Origin of the sequence: Halomonas hibernica (assembly GCF_013183775.1) — a bacterium.
Lineage (GTDB): Bacteria > Pseudomonadota > Gammaproteobacteria > Pseudomonadales > Halomonadaceae > Vreelandella > Vreelandella citrativorans.
This window is the reverse complement of the sequence record NZ_VIFN01000013.1, coordinates 19,628-38,881: the sequence shown is the minus strand read 5'-3', so window position 1 is coordinate 38,881 and position 19,254 is coordinate 19,628. Positions and strand designations below refer to the sequence as shown.

At 53.3% G+C, this 19,254-nt stretch carries 18 protein-coding genes; 16 read left to right on the top strand and 2 right to left on the bottom strand.

Annotated features, from left to right (window positions below; all coding sequences use genetic code 11):
* The first annotated feature begins 11 nt into the window (after nt 1-11).
* The 11 genes from FKN99_RS15570 (at nt 12) to mgtE (ending at nt 9,723) form a co-directional block, all read left to right on the top strand.
* Nucleotides 12-941, top strand: coding sequence for a ParB/RepB/Spo0J family partition protein (locus tag FKN99_RS15570; protein WP_172118724.1), 930 nt, complete (start codon nt 12-14; stop codon nt 939-941).
* Between the two features lie 207 nt (nt 942-1,148).
* The gene (locus tag FKN99_RS15565) at nt 1,149-1,547 is read left to right on the top strand and encodes an ATP synthase subunit I (RefSeq protein ID WP_172118723.1); all 399 of its coding nucleotides are present in this window, start codon (nt 1,149-1,151) and stop codon (nt 1,545-1,547) included.
* Between the two features lie 12 nt (nt 1,548-1,559).
* Complete coding sequence (gene atpB / locus FKN99_RS15560) at nt 1,560-2,387, top strand: F0F1 ATP synthase subunit A (RefSeq protein ID WP_172118722.1); 828 nt, start codon at nt 1,560-1,562, stop codon at nt 2,385-2,387.
* A gap of 67 nt (nt 2,388-2,454) precedes the next feature.
* Nucleotides 2,455-2,682, top strand: coding sequence for a F0F1 ATP synthase subunit C (gene atpE / locus FKN99_RS15555; protein WP_018918432.1), 228 nt, complete (start codon nt 2,455-2,457; stop codon nt 2,680-2,682).
* Nucleotides 2,683-2,759: 77 nt separating this feature from the next.
* The gene (locus FKN99_RS15550; protein ID WP_172118721.1) at nt 2,760-3,230 is read left to right on the top strand and encodes a F0F1 ATP synthase subunit B; all 471 of its coding nucleotides are present in this window, start codon (nt 2,760-2,762) and stop codon (nt 3,228-3,230) included.
* A gap of 11 nt (nt 3,231-3,241) precedes the next feature.
* Entirely contained in the window at nt 3,242-3,778 is a 537-nt protein-coding gene (locus FKN99_RS15545) for a F0F1 ATP synthase subunit delta (protein ID WP_172118720.1), read from the top strand.
* 16 nt (nt 3,779-3,794) lie between these two features.
* Complete coding sequence (gene atpA, locus FKN99_RS15540; protein ID WP_172118719.1) at nt 3,795-5,339, top strand: F0F1 ATP synthase subunit alpha; 1,545 nt, start codon at nt 3,795-3,797, stop codon at nt 5,337-5,339.
* A gap of 65 nt (nt 5,340-5,404) precedes the next feature.
* Nucleotides 5,405-6,292: a F0F1 ATP synthase subunit gamma gene (gene atpG / locus FKN99_RS15535; RefSeq protein ID WP_172118718.1), complete on the top strand. Its 888-nt coding sequence runs from the start codon at nt 5,405-5,407 to the stop codon at nt 6,290-6,292.
* A 73-nt stretch (nt 6,293-6,365) separates the two neighbouring features.
* Nucleotides 6,366-7,745: a F0F1 ATP synthase subunit beta gene (gene atpD / locus FKN99_RS15530; protein ID WP_172118717.1), complete on the top strand. Its 1,380-nt coding sequence runs from the start codon at nt 6,366-6,368 to the stop codon at nt 7,743-7,745.
* A 24-nt stretch (nt 7,746-7,769) separates the two neighbouring features.
* Nucleotides 7,770-8,198: a F0F1 ATP synthase subunit epsilon gene (locus FKN99_RS15525; protein WP_087107048.1), complete on the top strand. Its 429-nt coding sequence runs from the start codon at nt 7,770-7,772 to the stop codon at nt 8,196-8,198.
* A gap of 142 nt (nt 8,199-8,340) precedes the next feature.
* Nucleotides 8,341-9,723, top strand: coding sequence for a magnesium transporter (mgtE, locus tag FKN99_RS15520; protein WP_172118716.1), 1,383 nt, complete (start codon nt 8,341-8,343; stop codon nt 9,721-9,723).
* 11 nt (nt 9,724-9,734) lie between these two features.
* Here mgtE and FKN99_RS15515 read toward each other — a convergent pair whose 3' ends face one another.
* On the bottom strand, nt 9,735-10,334 hold the full coding sequence (locus tag FKN99_RS15515) for an undecaprenyl-diphosphatase (RefSeq protein WP_172118715.1): 600 nt from the start codon (nt 10,332-10,334) through the stop codon (nt 9,735-9,737).
* 58 nt (nt 10,335-10,392) lie between these two features.
* Nucleotides 10,393-11,586, bottom strand: a complete 1,194-nt coding sequence (locus FKN99_RS15510) for a cation diffusion facilitator family transporter (protein WP_172118714.1) — start codon at nt 11,584-11,586, stop codon at nt 10,393-10,395.
* Between the two features lie 195 nt (nt 11,587-11,781).
* Between FKN99_RS15510 and FKN99_RS15505 the strand changes: the two genes are divergently transcribed.
* The 5 genes from FKN99_RS15505 to nhaD all read left to right on the top strand — a co-directional run bounded on the left by FKN99_RS15505 (nt 11,782) and on the right by nhaD (nt 19,247).
* Nucleotides 11,782-12,582 (top strand): undecaprenyl-diphosphate phosphatase, encoded by an 801-nt coding sequence (locus FKN99_RS15505; protein WP_172118713.1) that lies wholly within the window; start codon nt 11,782-11,784, stop codon nt 12,580-12,582.
* Between the two features lie 9 nt (nt 12,583-12,591).
* Entirely contained in the window at nt 12,592-13,710 is a 1,119-nt protein-coding gene (locus FKN99_RS15500) for an FAD:protein FMN transferase (protein ID WP_253927064.1), read from the top strand.
* 5 nt (nt 13,711-13,715) lie between these two features.
* On the top strand, nt 13,716-15,086 hold the full coding sequence (glmU, locus tag FKN99_RS15495; RefSeq protein ID WP_172118712.1) for a bifunctional UDP-N-acetylglucosamine diphosphorylase/glucosamine-1-phosphate N-acetyltransferase GlmU: 1,371 nt from the start codon (nt 13,716-13,718) through the stop codon (nt 15,084-15,086).
* A 45-nt stretch (nt 15,087-15,131) separates the two neighbouring features.
* Nucleotides 15,132-16,961, top strand: coding sequence for a glutamine--fructose-6-phosphate transaminase (isomerizing) (gene glmS, locus FKN99_RS15490; protein WP_172118711.1), 1,830 nt, complete (start codon nt 15,132-15,134; stop codon nt 16,959-16,961).
* Nucleotides 16,962-17,780: 819 nt separating this feature from the next.
* Nucleotides 17,781-19,247 carry a sodium:proton antiporter NhaD gene (gene nhaD / locus FKN99_RS15485; protein ID WP_172118710.1) on the top strand — a complete coding sequence of 489 codons (1,467 nt, stop codon included), beginning with the start codon at nt 17,781-17,783 and terminating at the stop codon, nt 19,245-19,247.
* Nucleotides 19,248-19,254: the final 7 nt, after the last annotated feature.

Genomic DNA, 19,254 nt, shown 5'->3' with positions numbered 1-19,254 from the left:
AGGGAAAGCGAATGACGCGTAAACGCGCGCTAGGACGTGGCCTGGATGCCCTAATTGGTGCGGGCGCTCGTCGCCGTGACAGCCTGGAACTTACTGGTAGCTCTCCATTGGAAGCTCATGATGAGGCGTCATCCGTGATGGTGGCCTCGGATGCGGCTTCTGAGCGTTTGGAGCGCCTTCCGCTTGGTCAGTTAACCCGTGGCAAGTATCAGCCGCGGCGTGATATTCAGCCAGAAGCGCTTGAAGAACTTGCCGATTCTATTCGTGCCCAGGGCGTAATGCAGCCTATTGTGGTACGCCCTATTGGCGAAGATCGCTATGAAATTATTGCTGGTGAGCGGCGCTGGCGTGCAGCGCAGCTGGCCGAGCTTGACGTTATCCCCGCGGTTATTCGTGAGGTAAGTGACGAAGTTGCCTTGGCACTGGCGCTGATTGAAAATATTCAGCGTGAAAACCTCAATGCCATCGAAGAAGCGATGGCGCTTAAACGGCTGGGTGATGAGTTTGAATTAACCCAGCAGCAGATTGCTGACGCGGTCGGTAAATCCCGCACTCAGGTCGCCAACTTACTGCGCTTGCTGGCACTGGATCCTGAAGTCCAAACGCTGCTAGAGCGAGGAGACCTGGATATGGGCCATGCGCGTGCGTTGCTATCACTTAACAGCGTTCAGCAGCGCCAAGTGGCTCATGAAGTGGTGAATAACGATCTCACCGTGCGGTCCACCGAAGCGTTGGTCAAAAAGGTACAGGCCAGCCAAAGCGTTGAAAAAACGCCAAGCCGGCCAAATAAAACGGCGGATGTCTCGCGTCTGGAGACGCAGTTAGGCGAACTGCTTGGCGCCCCCGTCTCAATTGACCATGGTAATCGAGGGAAAGGCAAAGTGACCATCCGCTATACAAGCCTTGATGAACTCGACGGAATACTGGCGCATATTAAATAGGCTGCTTATTAATTAAATAGCAGGCTTATTAAGAAAGCGTTAAAAAGTAGCTAATTTTCACCCTTTGGTCGCAAGTTGTCTCCTAAACACGTTAAATACGAGCAACTTTGGTTGAAGGTGTGATAGCGCTTCCCTATAATCGCGCAAGATTTGTGCAGGTTGCTTATCAACAGCCTAAGCAACCATTCGATGGCAGGGTGCTGGGCAATGGTAGAACGTGTTGAAACCCAGCGCAGGAAGGCGTATGTCATCCGGCTTTTTACCGCACAGCTAATCGTGACGGTGGTCGGTATGTTGATGGTCTACCCTGTAGCGCGCATGCCGGGCGTTTCCTCCGTGGTAACAGGTGCGCTGGTGGCCTTGCTACCCCATGCTTTTTTTATACAGCGAATGGGTATATTGCACAGTAAGCGAACATCGCGTAGCGCTGTTCATTTGTTTCGTGCCGAAGCAGGCAAGTTTGGTTTGACGGTGGCACTGTTTAGCGCAGTGTTCGTTGTAGTGCCCCCCTCAAACCCCGCTTTCTTTTTTAGTGCTTATGTGGCGATTGTTCTGATGCATGGGCTAACGCCGTTGTTTATGCGCAGACATCGCACACTTGATTGAGGTGATATCTCTATGGCCGCAGGAAACGAAGTCTCGACGACTTATTATATCCAGCACCACTTGCAGAACCTGACCTTTGGGCATCACCCGGTGAATGGTTGGTCGCTGGCGCATTCCGCTCAAGAAGCGAGCGAAATGGGCTTCTGGGCGATCCATCTGGATACCATGGGCTGGTCAATCGCTATGGGGGTACTGTTTCTCTGGGTATTCCGTAAGGCGGGAAAAGCGGCGACCACTGGCGTGCCAGGCGGTCTGCAAAACGCGGTTGAAATGGTGGTCGAGTTTATCGATAACCTGACGCGCTCAACGTTCCATGGACGCAACCCTCATATCGTACCGCTGGCCATTACGCTATTCATCTGGATACTGCTGATGAATAGTCTCAAGATTATTCCGGTCGACTACTTCCCGGTACTGTTTAGCAAGCTCGGTGTGGAGTACATGAAAATTGTACCTACCACCGATGTAAATGCCACGCTAGGCATGGCGTTGGGCGTATTTGGCCTGATTTTGTACTACAACTTCAAAGTGAAAGGCGTTGGCGGTTTTGTCAAAGAGCTCTCCCTGACCCCGTTTAATCACTGGGCACTAATTCCTTTCAACCTGGTGCTGGAAATTGTATCGCTACTGGTCAAGCCGTTCAGTCTGGCCATGCGTCTTTTCGGTAACATGTTTGCCGGTGAAGTGATCTTCATTTTGATTGCCATGCTGCCGTTTTGGGCCATTTGGGTACTGGACGTGCCATGGGCAATTTTCCATATCCTGGTCGTCACGCTACAGGCCTTTATCTTTACCACGCTCACCATCGTTTATTTGAGCGCGGCGCACGAACACCACTAACCAAGCAAAGCTAACGCTTTCATTAACCCACAACCCTTAACCAAAACTTAAACTCAGGAGCAACATCATGGAAATGGTTTATCTTTCTGCTGCCATCATCATCGGTCTAGGCGCATTGGCTACTGGTATTGGCTTCGCTATTCTGGGCGGCAAACTGCTTGAGTCTACTGCACGTCAGCCGGAGCTGGGCGACCAGCTGCAAACCAAAACCTTCATCATGGCAGGTCTGTTGGACGCTGTACCGATGATCGGTGTTGGTATTGCGATGTACCTGATCTTCGTTGTTGCCGGTTAATGATTGCTTTACCGGGCGGTTAACCGCTCGGTTTTGTTTCACTCCGGTCGCCACGAACTTGTCAGAGGTACATCCCTGTGAATATCAACATGACGCTTATCGGGCAGACGATCGCCTTCGCGATCTTTGTCTGGTTTTGCATAAAGTACGTGTGGCCTCCGATCAGCAACGCGCTTAACGAGCGTCAGAAAAAAATTGCTGATGGCTTGGATGCAGCCAGCCGTGCTACTCGTGATCTTGAGCTAGCTCAAGAGCGGGCAGAACAGACGCTGCGTGAGAGCAAGGAACAAGCTTCACAGATCCTTGAGCAAGCCAATAAGCGCTCTGCTCAGATGATCGAAGAAGCCCGCGAGCAGGCCCGCGCAGAAGGTGAACGTCTCATGGCGGGCGCACGTTCTGAAATCGAGCTTGAAGTAAATCGCGCGAAAGAAGAGTTACGTGCCCAGGTGTCTCATCTGGCCATCATCGGCGCTGAGCGTGTTTTGGAAGCTTCTGTCGATGAAAATGCGCATCGCGAGCTGCTTAATAAGCTGGCTGCCGAACTGTAAGGAGGTGAATTATGGCGGAATTACTTACCGTCGCTCGTCCTTACGCAAAGGCGGCGTTTGAACACGCGCGTGATAATGATGTGCTTGATAGCTGGTCACAGGCGCTGGGTTTTTTAGGCACTGTTGTGGCCGATAGCGACGCTCGACGTCTGCTGGGTAGTCCCAAAATCGAGAATGCAAAGAAAGTTGCCCTTCTGGTTGAAATGCTTCCAGAAACGTTGGGTGATGCACTGTCTCGCTTTTTGGAGGCTGTGGCTGACCAGGACCGTTTAATGGTCCTGCCTTTTATCGCTGAACAGTTTGAGCGCCTGCGCGCTGAACACGAGCAGCGTATAGAGGTAATGGTAACGTCAGCGTATAAGCTGACAGCCGCACAAAAGACCAAGCTATCCAACGCGCTCAAGAAACGTCTGAATCGCGAAATCTCCATTACTACTCAGGTAGATAAGTCGCTCATCGGTGGTGTCATCCTGCGTGCTGGCGATACCGTCATTGACGGGTCGGTACGTGGTCGACTGAACCGCCTTTCCGAAGCGCTAACCGCTTGAGTCTGAGGGACATGGCATGCAGCAATTGAATCCTTCCGAGATCAGCGACATCATCAAGCAGCGAATTGAGAAGCTTGACGTCGCATCTGAAGCTCGTAATCAGGGCACCATCGTAGGTGTTTCCGACGGTATCGTGAAAATTCACGGCCTCGAAGACGCCATGTTTGGTGAAATGATTGAATTTCCTAATAGCGTTTTTGGCATGGTACTTAACCTGGAGCGCGACTCCGTAGGTGCCGTTGTCCTGGGCGACTACCTGCTGCTTGAAGAAGGCATGACCGCGAAATGCACCGGTCGTATTCTTGAAGTACCGGTAGGCCCAGAGCTGATTGGCCGTGTTGTTGATGCGTTGGGTAACCCCATCGACGGCAAAGGCGATATCAACGCTAAAATGACCGACGCGGTAGAAAAAGTAGCGCCTGGCGTTATTACCCGTCAGTCGGTTGATGAGCCGATTCAAACCGGCTTGAAATCCATCGACGCCATGGTGCCGATCGGTCGTGGTCAGCGTGAGCTGATTATCGGCGACCGTCAGATCGGTAAATCTGCCATTGCCATTGATGCGATCATCAACCAGAAAGGCAAAGGCGTTACCTGTGTCTACGTTGCCATTGGTCAGAAACAGTCGACCATCGCCAACGTGGTGCGCAAACTCGAAGAGCATGGCGCGATGGAACATACCATCGTCGTCGCTGCGGGCGCTGCCGATCCGGCTCCGATGCAGTTCCTCTCCGCGTATTCCGGTTGCACCATGGGTGAGTACTTCCGTGACCGTGGCGAAGACGCGATGATCGTTTATGACGATCTTTCCAAGCAGGCAGTGGCGTACCGCCAGGTATCCCTGCTGCTGCGTCGTCCGCCAGGCCGTGAAGCCTACCCCGGTGACGTGTTCTATCTCCACTCGCGTCTGCTTGAGCGTGCGGCACGTGTCAACGTCGACTACGTTGAGAAGTTCACCAACGGTGAAGTGAAGGGCAAAACCGGTTCCTTGACCGCACTGCCGATCATCGAAACCCAGGGTGGCGACGTTTCTGCGTTCGTTCCGACCAACGTGATCTCGATCACCGACGGTCAGATCTTCCTGGAAACCAACCTGTTTAACTCCGGTATTCGTCCGTCGATTAACGCAGGTTTGTCCGTATCGCGCGTGGGCGGTGCTGCCCAGACCAAGATCATCAAAAAGTTAGGTGGTGGTGTTCGTCTGGCCTTGGCTCAGTACCGTGAACTGGCTGCGTTCTCGCAGTTCGCTTCTGACCTTGACGAAGCGACCCGCAAGCAGCTTGAGCACGGTCAGCGCGTTACCGAACTGATGAAGCAGAAACAGTATTCGCCGATGTCGGTTGCAGAAATGGCGCTGTCTCTCTACGCCGCTAACGAAGGTCACATGGATGATGTGAGCGTCGATAAAGTGTTGGACTTCGAACGTGCGCTGCACGATTACATGAAGTCTGAGCACGGCGACCTGCTCGACAAAATCAACCAGACCGGCGACTACAACGGCGAGATTCAAGACGGCTTGAAGTCGGGTCTCGAGAAGTTCAAGGCGACTCAGAGCTGGTAATGTCCGGCCTGCCTGCGGGCGGGCTTGCCTACTTTCTGAGAGTCACGAACGAAAGGTAGATCGCTATGGCAGCTGCAAAAGAGATACGCACCCAGATCGGGAGCATCAAAAATACGCAGAAGATCACCAGTGCCATGGAAATGGTAGCTGCGTCGAAAATGCGTAAAGCACAAGATCTGATGAAGGCTGGCCAGCCGTATGCCAAGCAGATTCGCAACGTCGTAGGCCACATTGCTGACGCTAACCCCGAATATCGCCACGATTATATGATCGAGCGTAACGAGGTGAATCGCGTAGGCTACATTGTGGTGTCTACCGACCGCGGTTTGTGCGGCGGCTTAAACGTCAACCTGTTCAAGGCCGTGGTGAAAGATGCCCGCGTCTGGAGCCAGGAAGGCGCTGAGCTGGACTTCTGTGCCCTTGGCGCGAAAGGCAGTGCTTTCTTCCGTAACTATGGCGGCAACTTGATTGCCGCCAAGAGCGGATTAGGTGAAGCACCCACGGTCGAGGGTCTGATCGGTAGTATCAAGGTCATGCTCGAAGCGTACGATGAAGGACGTCTTGACCGCCTGTACGTGGTGTATAACGAATTTGTTAACACCATGACGCAACGGCCGGTTGTGCGTCAGCTTCTTCCTCTGTCGCCTGATATGGGCGAAGACGCTAAACATGACGAAGAAAACGCCCGTCCCGAAAGCTGGGACTACCTGTATGAACCGGATGCCAAGGCGTTGCTAGACAGCCTGTTGGTTCGATTCATCGAATCGCAGGTGTATCAGGCGGTAGTCGAAAACGGTGCGTGCGAACAGGCCGCCCGAATGATCGCTATGAAGAGTGCCACTGATAACGCGGGCAACCTGATCGACGATCTGGAGATGGTTTACAACAAGGCCCGTCAGGCCGCCATCACCCAGGAAATTTCTGAGATCGTCGGCGGCGCTTCAGCCGTATAACGCCTAGGGAGCTGCCCAATAAAGCAGCTCCCGGCAGACAGGTTTCATTTGCAGGTTTTTGAGAGGAACCAAGATGAGCGGACGTATCGTACAAATCATCGGCGCGGTGATTGACGTAGAGTTTCCGCGGGACTCTGTGCCCAAGGTCTACGACGCGCTGAAGGTCTCTGACAAAGAGACTGTCCTCGAAGTCCAGCAGCAGCTGGGCGACGGCGTGGTACGCACCATTGCCATGGGCTCCACTGAGGGCTTAAAGCGTGGCTTGGACGTAGCCAACACAGGTGCCGCGATTTCCGTACCGGTAGGTAAGGAAACGCTGGGTCGTATCATGAACGTACTCGGCGAGCCGATTGATGAAGCGGGTGAGATCGGTGAGCAAGAGCGTATGCCGATCCACCGTAAAGCACCCAGCTATGCCGACCAGGCAGCCTCTAACGAGCTGCTGGAAACCGGTATCAAGGTTATCGACCTGGTCTGCCCGTTTGCCAAGGGTGGTAAGGTTGGCTTGTTCGGCGGTGCGGGTGTCGGTAAAACCGTTAACATGATGGAGCTTATCCGCAACATTGCCACCGAGCACAGCGGCTACTCTGTATTCGCCGGTGTGGGTGAGCGTACGCGTGAGGGTAACGACTTCTATCACGAAATGACCGAATCCAACGTTATCGATAAGGTATCGCTGGTTTACGGCCAGATGAACGAGCCGCCCGGTAACCGTTTGCGCGTTGCGCTGACCGGTCTGACCATCGCTGAAAAATTCCGTGATGAAGGCCGCGACGTTCTACTGTTCGTCGATAATATTTACCGTTACACCCTGGCCGGTACAGAAGTATCTGCACTGCTTGGCCGTATGCCGTCTGCGGTAGGTTATCAGCCGACGCTAGCCGAAGAGATGGGCGTTCTGCAGGAACGTATCACCTCGACGAAATCAGGCTCAATCACCTCCGTACAAGCGGTATACGTACCGGCGGATGACTTGACCGATCCGTCTCCGGCAACCACCTTCTCACACTTGGACGCGACCGTTGTACTGGCCCGTTCCATTGCTGAGCTAGGTATCTACCCGGCCATTGATCCGTTGGACTCTACGTCGCGTCAGTTGGATCCGTTGGTGGTAGGTGATGAGCATTATGCGGTTGCTCGTGGCGTGCAGAACGTTCTGCAGCGTTACAAGGAACTCAAGGATATTATCGCCATTCTGGGTATGGATGAGCTGTCTGATGAAGACAAGCTGGCCGTTTCTCGGGCGCGTAAAATTCAGCGTTTCTTGTCGCAGCCGTTCTTCGTTGCTGAGGTATTCACTGGTTCACCCGGTAAGTATGTTTCTCTGAAAGAGACGATCCGTGGCTTCCAGGGCATCCTCGATGGCGAGTATGACGATATGCCGGAACAGGCCTTCTACATGGTAGGCACCATCGACGAAGCGGTCGAAAAAGCCAACCAGATGAAGAAGTAATCCCGTCCATTAGGGGGATTCGCTATGGCGAATAGCTTCACTTGCAATATCGTCAGCGCAGAAGCATCTATCTTCTCAGGCAGTGTTGAGCAGGTAGTCGCTTCCGGGATGATGGGTGACTTGGGTATTTTGCCAGGTCACGCCCCGTTACTGACGGAGCTTCAGCCGGGCCCGATTCGTGTCATTCACGACAATGGCAAGGAAGAAAACTTCTTTGTCTCGGGTGGCTTTATGGAAGTCCAGCCGGATGTCGTTACGATTCTGGCAGACGCCGCAACGCGGGCCAGCGACCTCAATGAGGCCGCTGCCGAAGAAGCGCGTCAGGAAGCGCTGAAAGCCTTTAATGAGAAGTCATCGGAGCTCGATTATACCCGTGCCTCCGCTGAACTTGCCGAAGCCGTTGCACAGCTGCGTACGATCCAGCAGCTGCGCAAAAAGGCGGGTAAAGGCTAACACTACGCGGTAAGCGTGAATAAAACGCCCCTTGAACCCGTTAGGGTTTAAGGGGCGTTTTTTTTGTCTGGTACACTTGTCATAAGCATTTAGTAGCATAATGCTTGTCAGCACTGACTCGTCTGCAGAGAAGGAGAACGCGATGTCATTGAACGATGAAATCTTGCAGGAATTAAAAACCGAGCTGCTGGACGAGCTGGTCAAAGAGGAACCGAAAAAAGAGCTATTATCCGAACGCTTGGCCGAAATTCGTTCGGCAGATATTGGTGAGGTGCTTGAAGAGCTTATCGAGGAGGACGAAGAGCTGTCCGCAGCGCTTTCAGTGCTCGATATACTTTCTACAGAACGCGCCGCTAATGTGCTTGGCTACTTGCCAGGTGAAAGCCAGCTGGAAGTCGTGGGTGAGCTAAAGGACACCCAGGTACTTAAGCTGTTGGAAGAGATGGGCTCTGACGAACGGGTGGACCTGTTCAATCTTCTGGATGAAGATCGCCGAGAAGCGCTGTTACGGCGCATGGCACATCAGGAGCGGGAAGATCTCAAGCGGCTGGCAGGCTACGAAGAAGGTACTGCAGGCGCCATTATGACCTCTGACTATGTGGCGATAGCCAGTGGCATGACGGTGTCTCAGGCAATGATGCGCGTACGCCAGACTGCTCCGGATGCCGAGACGGTCTATCAGCTCTATATCCTGGACAACGATGGTAGGCTGATTGGCACGATGTCCCTGCGTCAGCTGATGATTGCCAGGCCTGGCGCGTTGGTTGATGACATCATGATCAAGGATGTGATCAGGACCGCCGTGGACGAAGCGCAGGAAGAAGTGGCTCGTATCGTGGCTCGTTATGATCTTCTGGCGCTGCCGGTGATTGATGCCGAAAACCGTATGGTGGGTATCGTTACTCACGATGATGCGATGGACGTGGCGGAGTCGGAAGCCACCGAAGATATCCACAAGGGGATGTCGATTGGCCAGTTGGAAGATGGCGTTAGCCGTGTATCGCTGTGGAGCCTGTACCGTAAACGGGTGACGTGGCTGGTAGTACTGGTTTTTGCCAACTTGTTTTCCGGCGCGGGTATTGCTCACTTTGAAGATATTATTGCCGCCCAAGTGGCGCTGGTATTCTTTCTGCCCTTGTTGATTGGTAGTGGCGGTAACGCAGGCGCTCAGGCGGCAACGCTGATGGTTCGCGGTATGGCAACCGGTGATGTAGGCGTTAAGGACTGGAGTAAAATGCTCGGCCGTGAGCTGTTGGTAGCTGGCTCCCTGGGGCTGACCATGGCCATCGCCGTTGCCCCTATCGGGATACTGCGAGCAGGCAACGAAGTCGCTATTATTGTCTCCCTCAGTATGGTCACTATCGTACTGTTTGGCAGCCTGCTGGGCATGTGCCTGCCGTTTGTACTGGAGCGCTTCAAGGTCGACCCAGCAGCTGCCTCTGCGCCGCTGGTCACCACCTTGATTGATGCCACCGGGGTATTGATTTACTTCTCTATTGCAACAGTAATTCTTACTAGCTTATAGCGAACAGCCGGTTAGCGCTTCACCCAGCCACGGCGGATAAGCGGCGCGAACAGACAGTGATAAAGGCGCTTGGCGACGTGCTCATAAACCGGTAGCACTAGCCAGGCGCGATTGAAACCCACCAGCACAGCCATAACGGCTGACAAAAGGGCAGCGCCTGCCATGTCCTGGGGAAAGTGGACGCCCAAAAAAATTCTTGCCCAGCCGACGGGAATGGCCAAGAGCAGAAGAAGGCTGCCGATACGTCGGGTGTAGCGGTGCAGCATCAAGCTAAAGGCCATGGTCAGAATGATCGTTAGATGATTACTGGGGAAGGCTGGGGTTGGCGCATGGGCCATCAACGTGGTGCCTGCCGGTACCGCAAAGGGCCGGGGCATCGGCCATAGCACCCCGATGATGCCACTTATCGCTAAGGCCAGCAGCGTCGCTATCAGCGCCTCCAGCAGTGGCTGCTTGAGCTGTTCACCGCCGCGCAGCCAACCGACTACCAGCAGCGCAGGTAGTAGCCACATCAATTCAACGGCGCATCCATGAGCAAACATGACCAGCCAGGCAGGGGTGTCAGCGGCGGCGTTGAGCCTTTCAAACAAGGCAAGGTTAAGCGTATTCATTCCGTACCGAAACCATAAGGCCCGTCAGGTGGTTGAGTATTTGGCGTTTAGCGAACGGCTAGCGCATCGCGCTACTGGCCGCTCGGGTGATAAACATGACTTCCACATGACCGAGCCACTCGATATCACTGGCGAGCGCTTTGAGCTGGCTAGCCAAACATTGCGGGGGCTGATGTACCGCATCGCCGATAATCAGCGATACGGACACTTTGTCATCTAAGTAGTGCAGTTGAAGCTCGTTTAACGTGCGCCACACCGGATGCGCGTACCAGCGTTGGTCAAGCGCGGCCTCAACTTCGGGGCGTAGTGGCAGGCCTGGCATTCGGCTGGGGTCCCCTTCTCCAGCGTCATCTTCAGGGTCAACGTGGAAAATAACGTCGGTGAGTAGCGGAAACTCATGACGTAAACGGCGGCTGACCTCATTACCTATCTCATGGGCTTCTGAAACGGTGATTTTAGGTCCGACCACGACATGCAAATCCACCATTACCCAGCCTGCCGACTGGCGAGTACGAAGGTCATGCACGCTATCCACGCCCGGTACGCTACAGGCTACGTCGTGCATTTGGCGCTGGGTGTCTTCAGGCAGTGCAGTATCGACTAATTCCCGCGCAGACTCCCACAGTAAATCCCAGCCAACCTTGCCTACCAGCAGGCCAACCACAATGGCGGCAACGGCATCCAGCCAGCCCAAGCCAAACTGAGCACCAATCAGTGCGACCAGCACCACCGCAGTAGACAGGGCATCGCTACGGGAGTGCCAGGCGTTAGCCTCCAGCAGCTTGGATTTTACCCGCTTGGCGACGCGCATGGTGTAGCGAAAAATCCACTCTTTACTGATCAGGGCAATAAACGTAATCACAATCGCCACAATGCCAGGCGCGGTGACTTCTGTGCCGCTAAACAAGCGCTCCAGGCTTGACCAGGCAATACCGCCTGCCACAAAGATCAGTACGCTACCCAACAGCAGCGTGGTGAGTGTTTCGATGCGCCCGTGACCATAGTGATGGTCGTTGTCGGGCTCCTGACGCCCGTAATGAATGGCGGCCAGTACAAAACCATCGGTGATTAAGTCGGAGAGCGAGTGGATGCCATCGGCAATCAGTGCGGCAGAACCCACCCAAAAACCGACCACCACTTTGACAATACTAAGCACACCATCCAACCAGGCACCGATATAGGTGACGCGCTTGGCTTCCTGATTATCTAGCTCGTGGTTGGGAACCACTGGCGTTTCAACGGTCTGAGTCATGAAATACCTGACAAGGGAGCGCTTTCAATAAAGCATTATTGTAGCGCACTGCAATATGATCTCTTAAGCCCTTTGTTCTAAGCAGGCTAATACGCAATACAAAACGATGGCAGCCATGGCGGACAATCCCCTAATGGAGGTGTATCCTTATGCGCCATTGTCATTCAACCACCCTTTTGATGTATAGGATGACCCATGGAGTGGCTCCAAATAGTGGTACTTGCTGCTGTGCAAGGGATAACGGAATTCTTGCCTGTCTCAAGCTCGGCGCACTTGATTTTAGTACCCGTATTAACCTCTTGGGAGGACCAAGGGCTTGCTTTTGATGTCGCGCTCCACTTGGGCAGTTTAAGCGCGGTAGTGGTCTATTTCCGGCATGAAATTTGGCAAATGATAGCGAGCAGCCTGGCAGCGCTGCGTGGCCGGGGGATCAATAAAGATGCCAGGCTCGCGATCTGGGTCACGCTTGCCACGCTGCCTGTGTGTATCATCGGTTTTCTGCTTCGTGATGTTATCTCGGTGTATATGCGCTCCACGGTTATCATCGCGCTCAGCCTGATTGGCTTTGGCCTGTTACTGGGGTACGCCGACTGGAAAAAACGCGGTACCCGCAGTGAATACCAAATGCAGCTAAAAGATGTGCTGATCATTGGCGGCGCCCAAGCGTTGGCGCTCATTCCGGGCACATCACGTTCAGGGATTACCATCACCGCCGCCCTTCTGGTAGGTATGAGTCGTGAAGGGGCTGCGCGGTTCTCCTTTTTACTTTCCATCCCGGTAATCGTATTAGCCGGTGGGTTAGAAGCCGTTGAACTTTTACATCAGCCCCAGTCAGTCGATTGGCTATCCATGGCGGCCGGAACGCTATTGTCCGGTGTTATTGCGTACCTGTGTATTCACTATTTCCTCGTTATTATTAAAAAAATGGGGATGCAGCCTTTTGTTGTTTATCGCGTACTGTTCGGTGCGTGGCTCCTCTGGTTTTTTTACATGTAGAGTAAGCTCATGACCCTATTTATGCCTGAATCAACACGGTTAACAGTAAAAGCGGTATGCATTATGTCGCTGTTACTACTGGTGGGCTGTTCGGAAAAAGATCGTCCTTTGGAGTCGCCTGTCCGTTTAGAGGGCGGCATCTTTGGCACGTTTTATCAGGTAACCATTAGTGACCCGCTAACCCAGGAGCAAGCCAGCCATCTGGAAGCCGGTTTTTTGGAAGAGCTTGAACGTGTTGATGTGTCCATGTCGACGTATAAAGATGACTCTGAGCTAAGCCTGTTTAACCAGGCGCCGCTTAATGAGTGGCAGCCACTTTCCAACGAGCTAATTGAAGTGCTGGCGATAAGCCGCTCGGTGTCTGAACAAAGTAACGGCGCGTTTGATATGACCGTTGGTGGTCTGGTCAATTTATGGAGTTTTGGTCCTGAGGCTCGCCCGCAAGAAGCCCCTTCGGAGCACCAGCTGGCCGAGCGCTTGGCCGAAGTGGGCTTTGATGCTGTAGCGATCGATACTCAGGCCATGCAGGCACGTCGTGAGCGTGATGTTTATGTGGATCTTTCCGGTGTCGCCAAGGGGCATGCAACCGACCGCGTGGCAGCGTACCTAAACCAGCAAGGGATAGAGGGTTATTTAATTAACCTGGGGGGAGATATGCTGGCGCACGGCTATCGTGATGATCAAGAGACGCCTTGGCGCGTAGGTATTGAAACGCCGCAAAGCGGCGCGCCACAAGCACAGCATATTGTGCCTCTTCACGATATGTCGGTAGCGACCTCTGGGGATTATCGCAATTACTTTGAGGCTGATGGGCAGCGCTTTTCACATACCATTGATCCACGTACCGGGCGGCCTGTCTCGCATAATCTTGCATCGGTATCGGTTTTCCATCCATCCAACGCCTGGGCCGATGCCTGGGCCACCGCGTTATTGGTAGAAGACAGCGATACCGGTATGGAAGTGGCCGTTGCGCAGAATCTGAGTGTATTAATGCTGATCCGCGATGGCGACCAGTGGCAGAGTATTGCAAGCCCTGCTTTTGTTGATGAGTTTGGCGAAGAACTCATCAATGAAAGCGGTATTGGTCAGTGGGCGTCTCCTAACGTGCGTCACGCAGAAGAAGGGTAATGAGAATGCAAAAAGCGCTAGATGTAGTGATTCTCGCAGCGGGTAAAGGCACGCGGATGCGCTCACACATGCCGAAGGTGCTTCACTCCTTGGCGGGAAAACCCATGGTGTCGCACGTGCTGGAAACCGCGGCGAGCCTAAGCCCTGCACGCACGCAGGTCGTCATTGGTCACGGCGCTGAGCAGCTGCGTCACGCATTGGCGGATGAAAACGTCACGTTTGCCGTGCAAGAAGAGCAGAAAGGCACGGGGCATGCCGCCGCTCAAGCATTGAATGAACTGGGTGACGGCATTGTTTTGATACTGTATGGCGACGTACCGCTCATTCAAAGTGAAACGCTGACAGCGCTGTTGGCCCATGTGAACGAACAACAGATGGGATTGCTGACGGTTACGCTGGACGACCCCACTGGCTATGGCCGTATTGTGCGCAATGCGGCGGGCGATGCGGTGGCGATTGTAGAGCAAAAAGATGCCAATGACGCCGAGCGTGCCATCACCGAATGCAACACCGGCATCATGGCGATGACCAGTGCCCAGTTGGCGCGTTGGTTGCCTAAGCTTTCCGATGACAATGCTCAGGGTGAATACTACCTGACCGATGTGATCGAAATGGCGGCTAAAGAGGGGGTTAAAGTTTGCACCGAGCAGCCAGCTCACGCCGTTGAAGTAGAAGGGGTTAATAATCGTGCCCAAATGGCGCGGTTAGAACGCGTTTACCAAGCGCGCCAAGCGGACCTGTTAATGGAGCAGGGCGTGGCACTGGCTGATCCTACAAGGATCGACGTGCGCGGAAGCCTCTCCTGTGGTCACGACGTGTTTATTGACGTGGGCTGCATTTTTGAAGGTGACGTGACGCTGGGTGATGGCGTTAGTGTAGGGCCTTACTGCGTGATCAAAAACAGCGCCATCGGTGCTGAAAGTAGCATTGATAGCCACACTGTTATTGACCAAACGAAGATGGCTGGCCATAACCAGGTGGGGCCTTATGCGCGTCTGCGCCCCGGTACGCGCATGGCGGTTAATGCCAAGGTGGGCAATTTTGTAGAAACCAAAAACGCCGAGGTAGGCGAGGGTAGCAAAATTAACCACTTAAGCTATGTTGGCGATGCCCGCTTGGGGCGTAACGTTAATATTGGTGCGGGCACGATTACGTGCAACTATGACGGCGTTAACAAGCATCACACTGAGATCGGCGATCATGCCTTTATTGGCTCTAACAGCGCACTGGTAGCCCCGGTTAGAGTGGGGGCAGGCGCAACCATAGGCGCTGGATCCACCATAGCAAAAGATGTCCGTGAGCGTGCCTTAGCGGTGACGCGAGGCAAGCAGCTGGAAAAGGCCGATTGGGTGCGTCCTACTAAAGCTGGCAAGTAAACGCGTGGTACATCGCTACTTTAATTTATCCTGGGAGAACGGTTTATGTGTGGCATCGTCGCTGCTGTAGCGCAACGTAACGTGCAAGACATACTGTTGGAAGGGCTTAAGCGCTTGGAGTATCGCGGTTACGATTCAGCGGGCATGACGGTGTTGAACGATCATAACCAGCTTACTCGTCATCGCGCAGTTGGTAAGGTCGCAGCCCTTGAGAACGAACTGAATAGTGCACCGCTGCCGGGAGCGTCAGGGATTGCTCACACGCGCTGGGCAACTCACGGAAAGCCTTCAAAAGCCAATGCCCACCCGCACCATAGCGGTGACTACGTCAGCGTGGTGCATAACGGCATTATTGAAAACTACGAATATATAAAAGAGACGCTGCAGGCAAGTGGCTATACGTTTAGCTCGGAAACTGACACCGAAGTCATTACGCATTTGCTAGCGGACAAGTTGCAGAGTGGTCTCTGCTTGTTTGAGGCAACCCAGCAAATTGTGAATGGTCTGGGCGGGGCGTATGCGCTGGGCGTTATGAGTGTCAAGGAGCCGGGCGTCGTGGTAGGTGCACGCCAGGGAAGCCCGCTGGTGGTAGGTGTGGGTATGGGGGAAGCATTTTTAGCCTCAGACCCGCTTGCCTTGCTACAAGTAACGGATCGCTTTATTTATCTGGAAGAAGGCGATGTGGTCGAGTTAAGTGAAAAGGGTACTATCCGGATTGTCGATAAAGATGGCAGCTCGGTAACACGGTCAGTACACGTTTTTGAGCATGGTGATGGTGTTGCCAGCAAAGGTAATTATCGCCACTACATGCTTAAAGAAATCTTCGAGCAGCCCACCGTGATTGAGGCGGCCCTGGAAGGGCGTTTGAGCGCGGACAGTGTGTTGGTCGAGAGCTTTGGCCCCGATGCTCAGGCACTGTTCCAGAAAACCCGCCAGGTCCATATCATTGCCTGTGGCACCAGTTATCACGCGGCGATGGTGGCCCGCTACTGGCTTGAACGTTATGCAGGCGTGCCGGTACAGGTTGAGGTGGCTTCCGAGTATCGTTACCGCCATCCGGTCGTACCTTCCGATACGCTGTTCGTAACGCTCTCCCAGTCGGGTGAAACCGCTGACACGCTGGCGGCACTGCGTTTTGCCAAGACCTTGAACTATGTCGGCTCGCTGGCTATTTGCAACGTGCCGGGAAGCTCCCTGGTGCGTGAATCAGATATGACCCTGATGACCCGTGCAGGCCCGGAAATTGGCGTTGCCTCTACTAAAGCGTTTACCACTCAGTTAGTGGCACTATTGCTTCTAACGCTTGCGATGAGCAAAGCGAAGGGGCAGGAAGAGCATGCAGGTATTGTGAAGGCGCTGCATTCGCTTGCTGATATTTGCCAACAAGTACTGGCCCTGGACAGCCAGATTGAGCAGCTCTCCCAGGCATTTGCTGAAAAGCACCATGCGTTGTTCTTGGGCCGTGGTGCGCACTACCCGATTGCACTGGAAGGCGCGCTTAAGCTTAAGGAAATTTCCTATATTCACGCAGAAGCCTACCCAGCCGGTGAGCTTAAGCACGGCCCGCTGGCGCTGGTAGATAGCGAGATGCCGGTGATATCCGTCGCACCCAATGACGACCTGTTGGAAAAGCTAAAATCCAACCTACAGGAAGTCCGTGCCAGGGGCGGCCAGCTGTTTGTATTTGCCGATGAGAACGTGGGTATCAAGCCGCATGACAATATCCGAGTCATTGAGCTGCCGCATATTCACGAAGCTTTGGCGCCGCTTTTATATACGCTTCCTCTCCAGCTTTTGAGCTACCACGTCGCAGTGCTTAAAGGTACCGATGTTGATCAGCCGCGTAACCTGGCGAAAAGCGTGACGGTCGAGTAAACCACTGCCGTCTGGTATCAAACGGTTCGTTGAATGCTCTTACGGCAATACCCTAAAGGTTGGATGAAGTGTCCAACCTTTAGGGGTGAGAATGGTTTGCTGGTTAGCATGATGCTCAGTGTTACCCGCCTATTACTCTACGTTTTCGTTCGCTTCGAGCCTCGCAAGTGGCGAGAGTACCGTGTGCCACACTTTTTCTTCCAAATGCGGCAACTGGCTTTTCTCCAGCTCAGTTAGGCCGTACTCATCCGGGTTTTTCAAAACGTCATGGAATTTGACGATACGGCAGTCGTAGCGATCACTTCATCTTCATTCCCCTCCAGATAATCCTTAAGTTTTTGCAAGATGTCATGGATATTGTCTAAATATGCATCCATCAGCGGGCTCCTTTTTTGTTTGATGGTCTTTTACAGGAGGGTATTTGCTCTTTGTGTACATGGGGGGACTTATCCAGCGTGCTATCGCGTTAGTGAGAGCGTGTTTATTAACGATGCTAACGATTGATACAACAAGAAATAAAAATACGGTGGCGTTACACACACTGGCATCCTGTCTTAAGTAATACCAGCATTGTTATAGCGGCTGAACGACGATCTGATTTTTTAACAGCCATTATTCCTGTGATCTGCTGTCCTGAAAAAAGAAGCGTATGGCCCATTGAATGAGCAAATGTAATAAGTTGTTCGGACACTATAAAACAGCGTTACAAGGTGCGACAATTAGGCGCACCTTGTGAGTCGGCGCTGCGTTGCAGCAGTTTATTAGCGTGCTTATCATGGTGCCACGCTCTCCCCCCACATCTGTCAGGATCACGCTGTCATGAAACCACAAAACGTCCTTGCACCTCGGCTCTCAGCTCGCCGGGTCGCTTGGTTGTTGATTGCTCTCTGTGCTGTTGTCTTTCCTTCCCTCTCTTATGCCGCTGCTGGCCCACTGAATTTAACGCTCTCTCTTGCCGGTATTACGTGTGTGGGTATCTTTGTACTTGCCTATGCTCTGGTAATGTCTGAAGAGCTTCTCCACATGCGTAAATCCAAGCCAGTTCTGGTAGCGGCGGGGCTTATTTGGGCCATTGTGGCATGGGTGTATGTGCAGGCCGGTATGCCTGAAGAGGCAGAAATCGCTTTTCGGGAAACGTTGCTCGAATACACCGAACTATTGCTGTTTTTGCTGGTGGCGATGACCTATATCAACGCCATGGAAGAGCGGCGTATATTTGACGCATTGCGTGCCTGGTTGGTGCGTAAAGGGTTTAGCTACCGCAGCCTTTTTTGGATTACCGGTTTTCTCGCATTTGGTATTTCTGCGATAGCCAATAACATGACCACGGCTATGCTGATGTGCGCGGTAATCCTGAAAGTGGCTGAAGGTGATAACAAGTTTATTAGCCTATGCTGCGTCAACGTGGTGGTGGCTTCCAATGCTGGCGGCGCATTTAGCCCCTTTGGGGATATCACTACGCTGATGGTTTGGCAGGCAGGACAAGTGCCGTTTAGCGGCTTCTTTGTACTGTTATTACCCGCTATCGTTAACTTTATGGTGCCTGCGGTCATCATGAACTTCTTTATTGTTAACCGCCAACCGGCAGCGCTTACTGAAAACGTCTGGCTCAAGCGGGGCGCACGCCGGATCATTGCGCTGTTTTTGCTGACCGTTGCCATCTCCGTACTCTGCCACTCGGTTCTGCACCTGCCGCCTGCAATGGGCATGATGTTTGGTTTAGGACTACTGCAGTTCTTTGGATACTACCTGCGGCGCAGCCTGCCGCGCTCGTTAGAGCGTAAACGGGTACGTTATTCACGCCGCGGCGACTGGAAGAAGCTGGAGCAATTAGGCAGCGTGGTGCCGTTTGATATCTTTAGCCGTATCGCACGTTCTGAGTGGGATACGCTGCTGTTCTTCTACGGCGTCGTACTGTGTGTGGGCGGGCTTGGCTTTATGGGGTATTTAAGCCTGCTGTCTGAAACGCTCTATGGCAGTTGGAATCCCATCTGGGCTAACGTTGTGTTAGGGCTGATTTCAGCCGTGGTGGATAACATTCCAGTCATGTTTGCCGTGCTTTCCATGGCGCCCGATATGTCTGAAGGCAACTGGCTGCTGATTACGCTTACCGCTGGTGTTGGGGGAAGCCTGCTCGCCATGGGGTCAGCGGCTGGCGTTGCCTTGATGGGCCAGGCACGGGGTATTTATACCTTTATGGTTCACTTGCGCTGGGTGCCGGCTATTTTTCTGGGTTATGCCGCGAGTGTAGCGACACACTTATTTATCAACGCCTCCATGTTCTAGTGGTTAG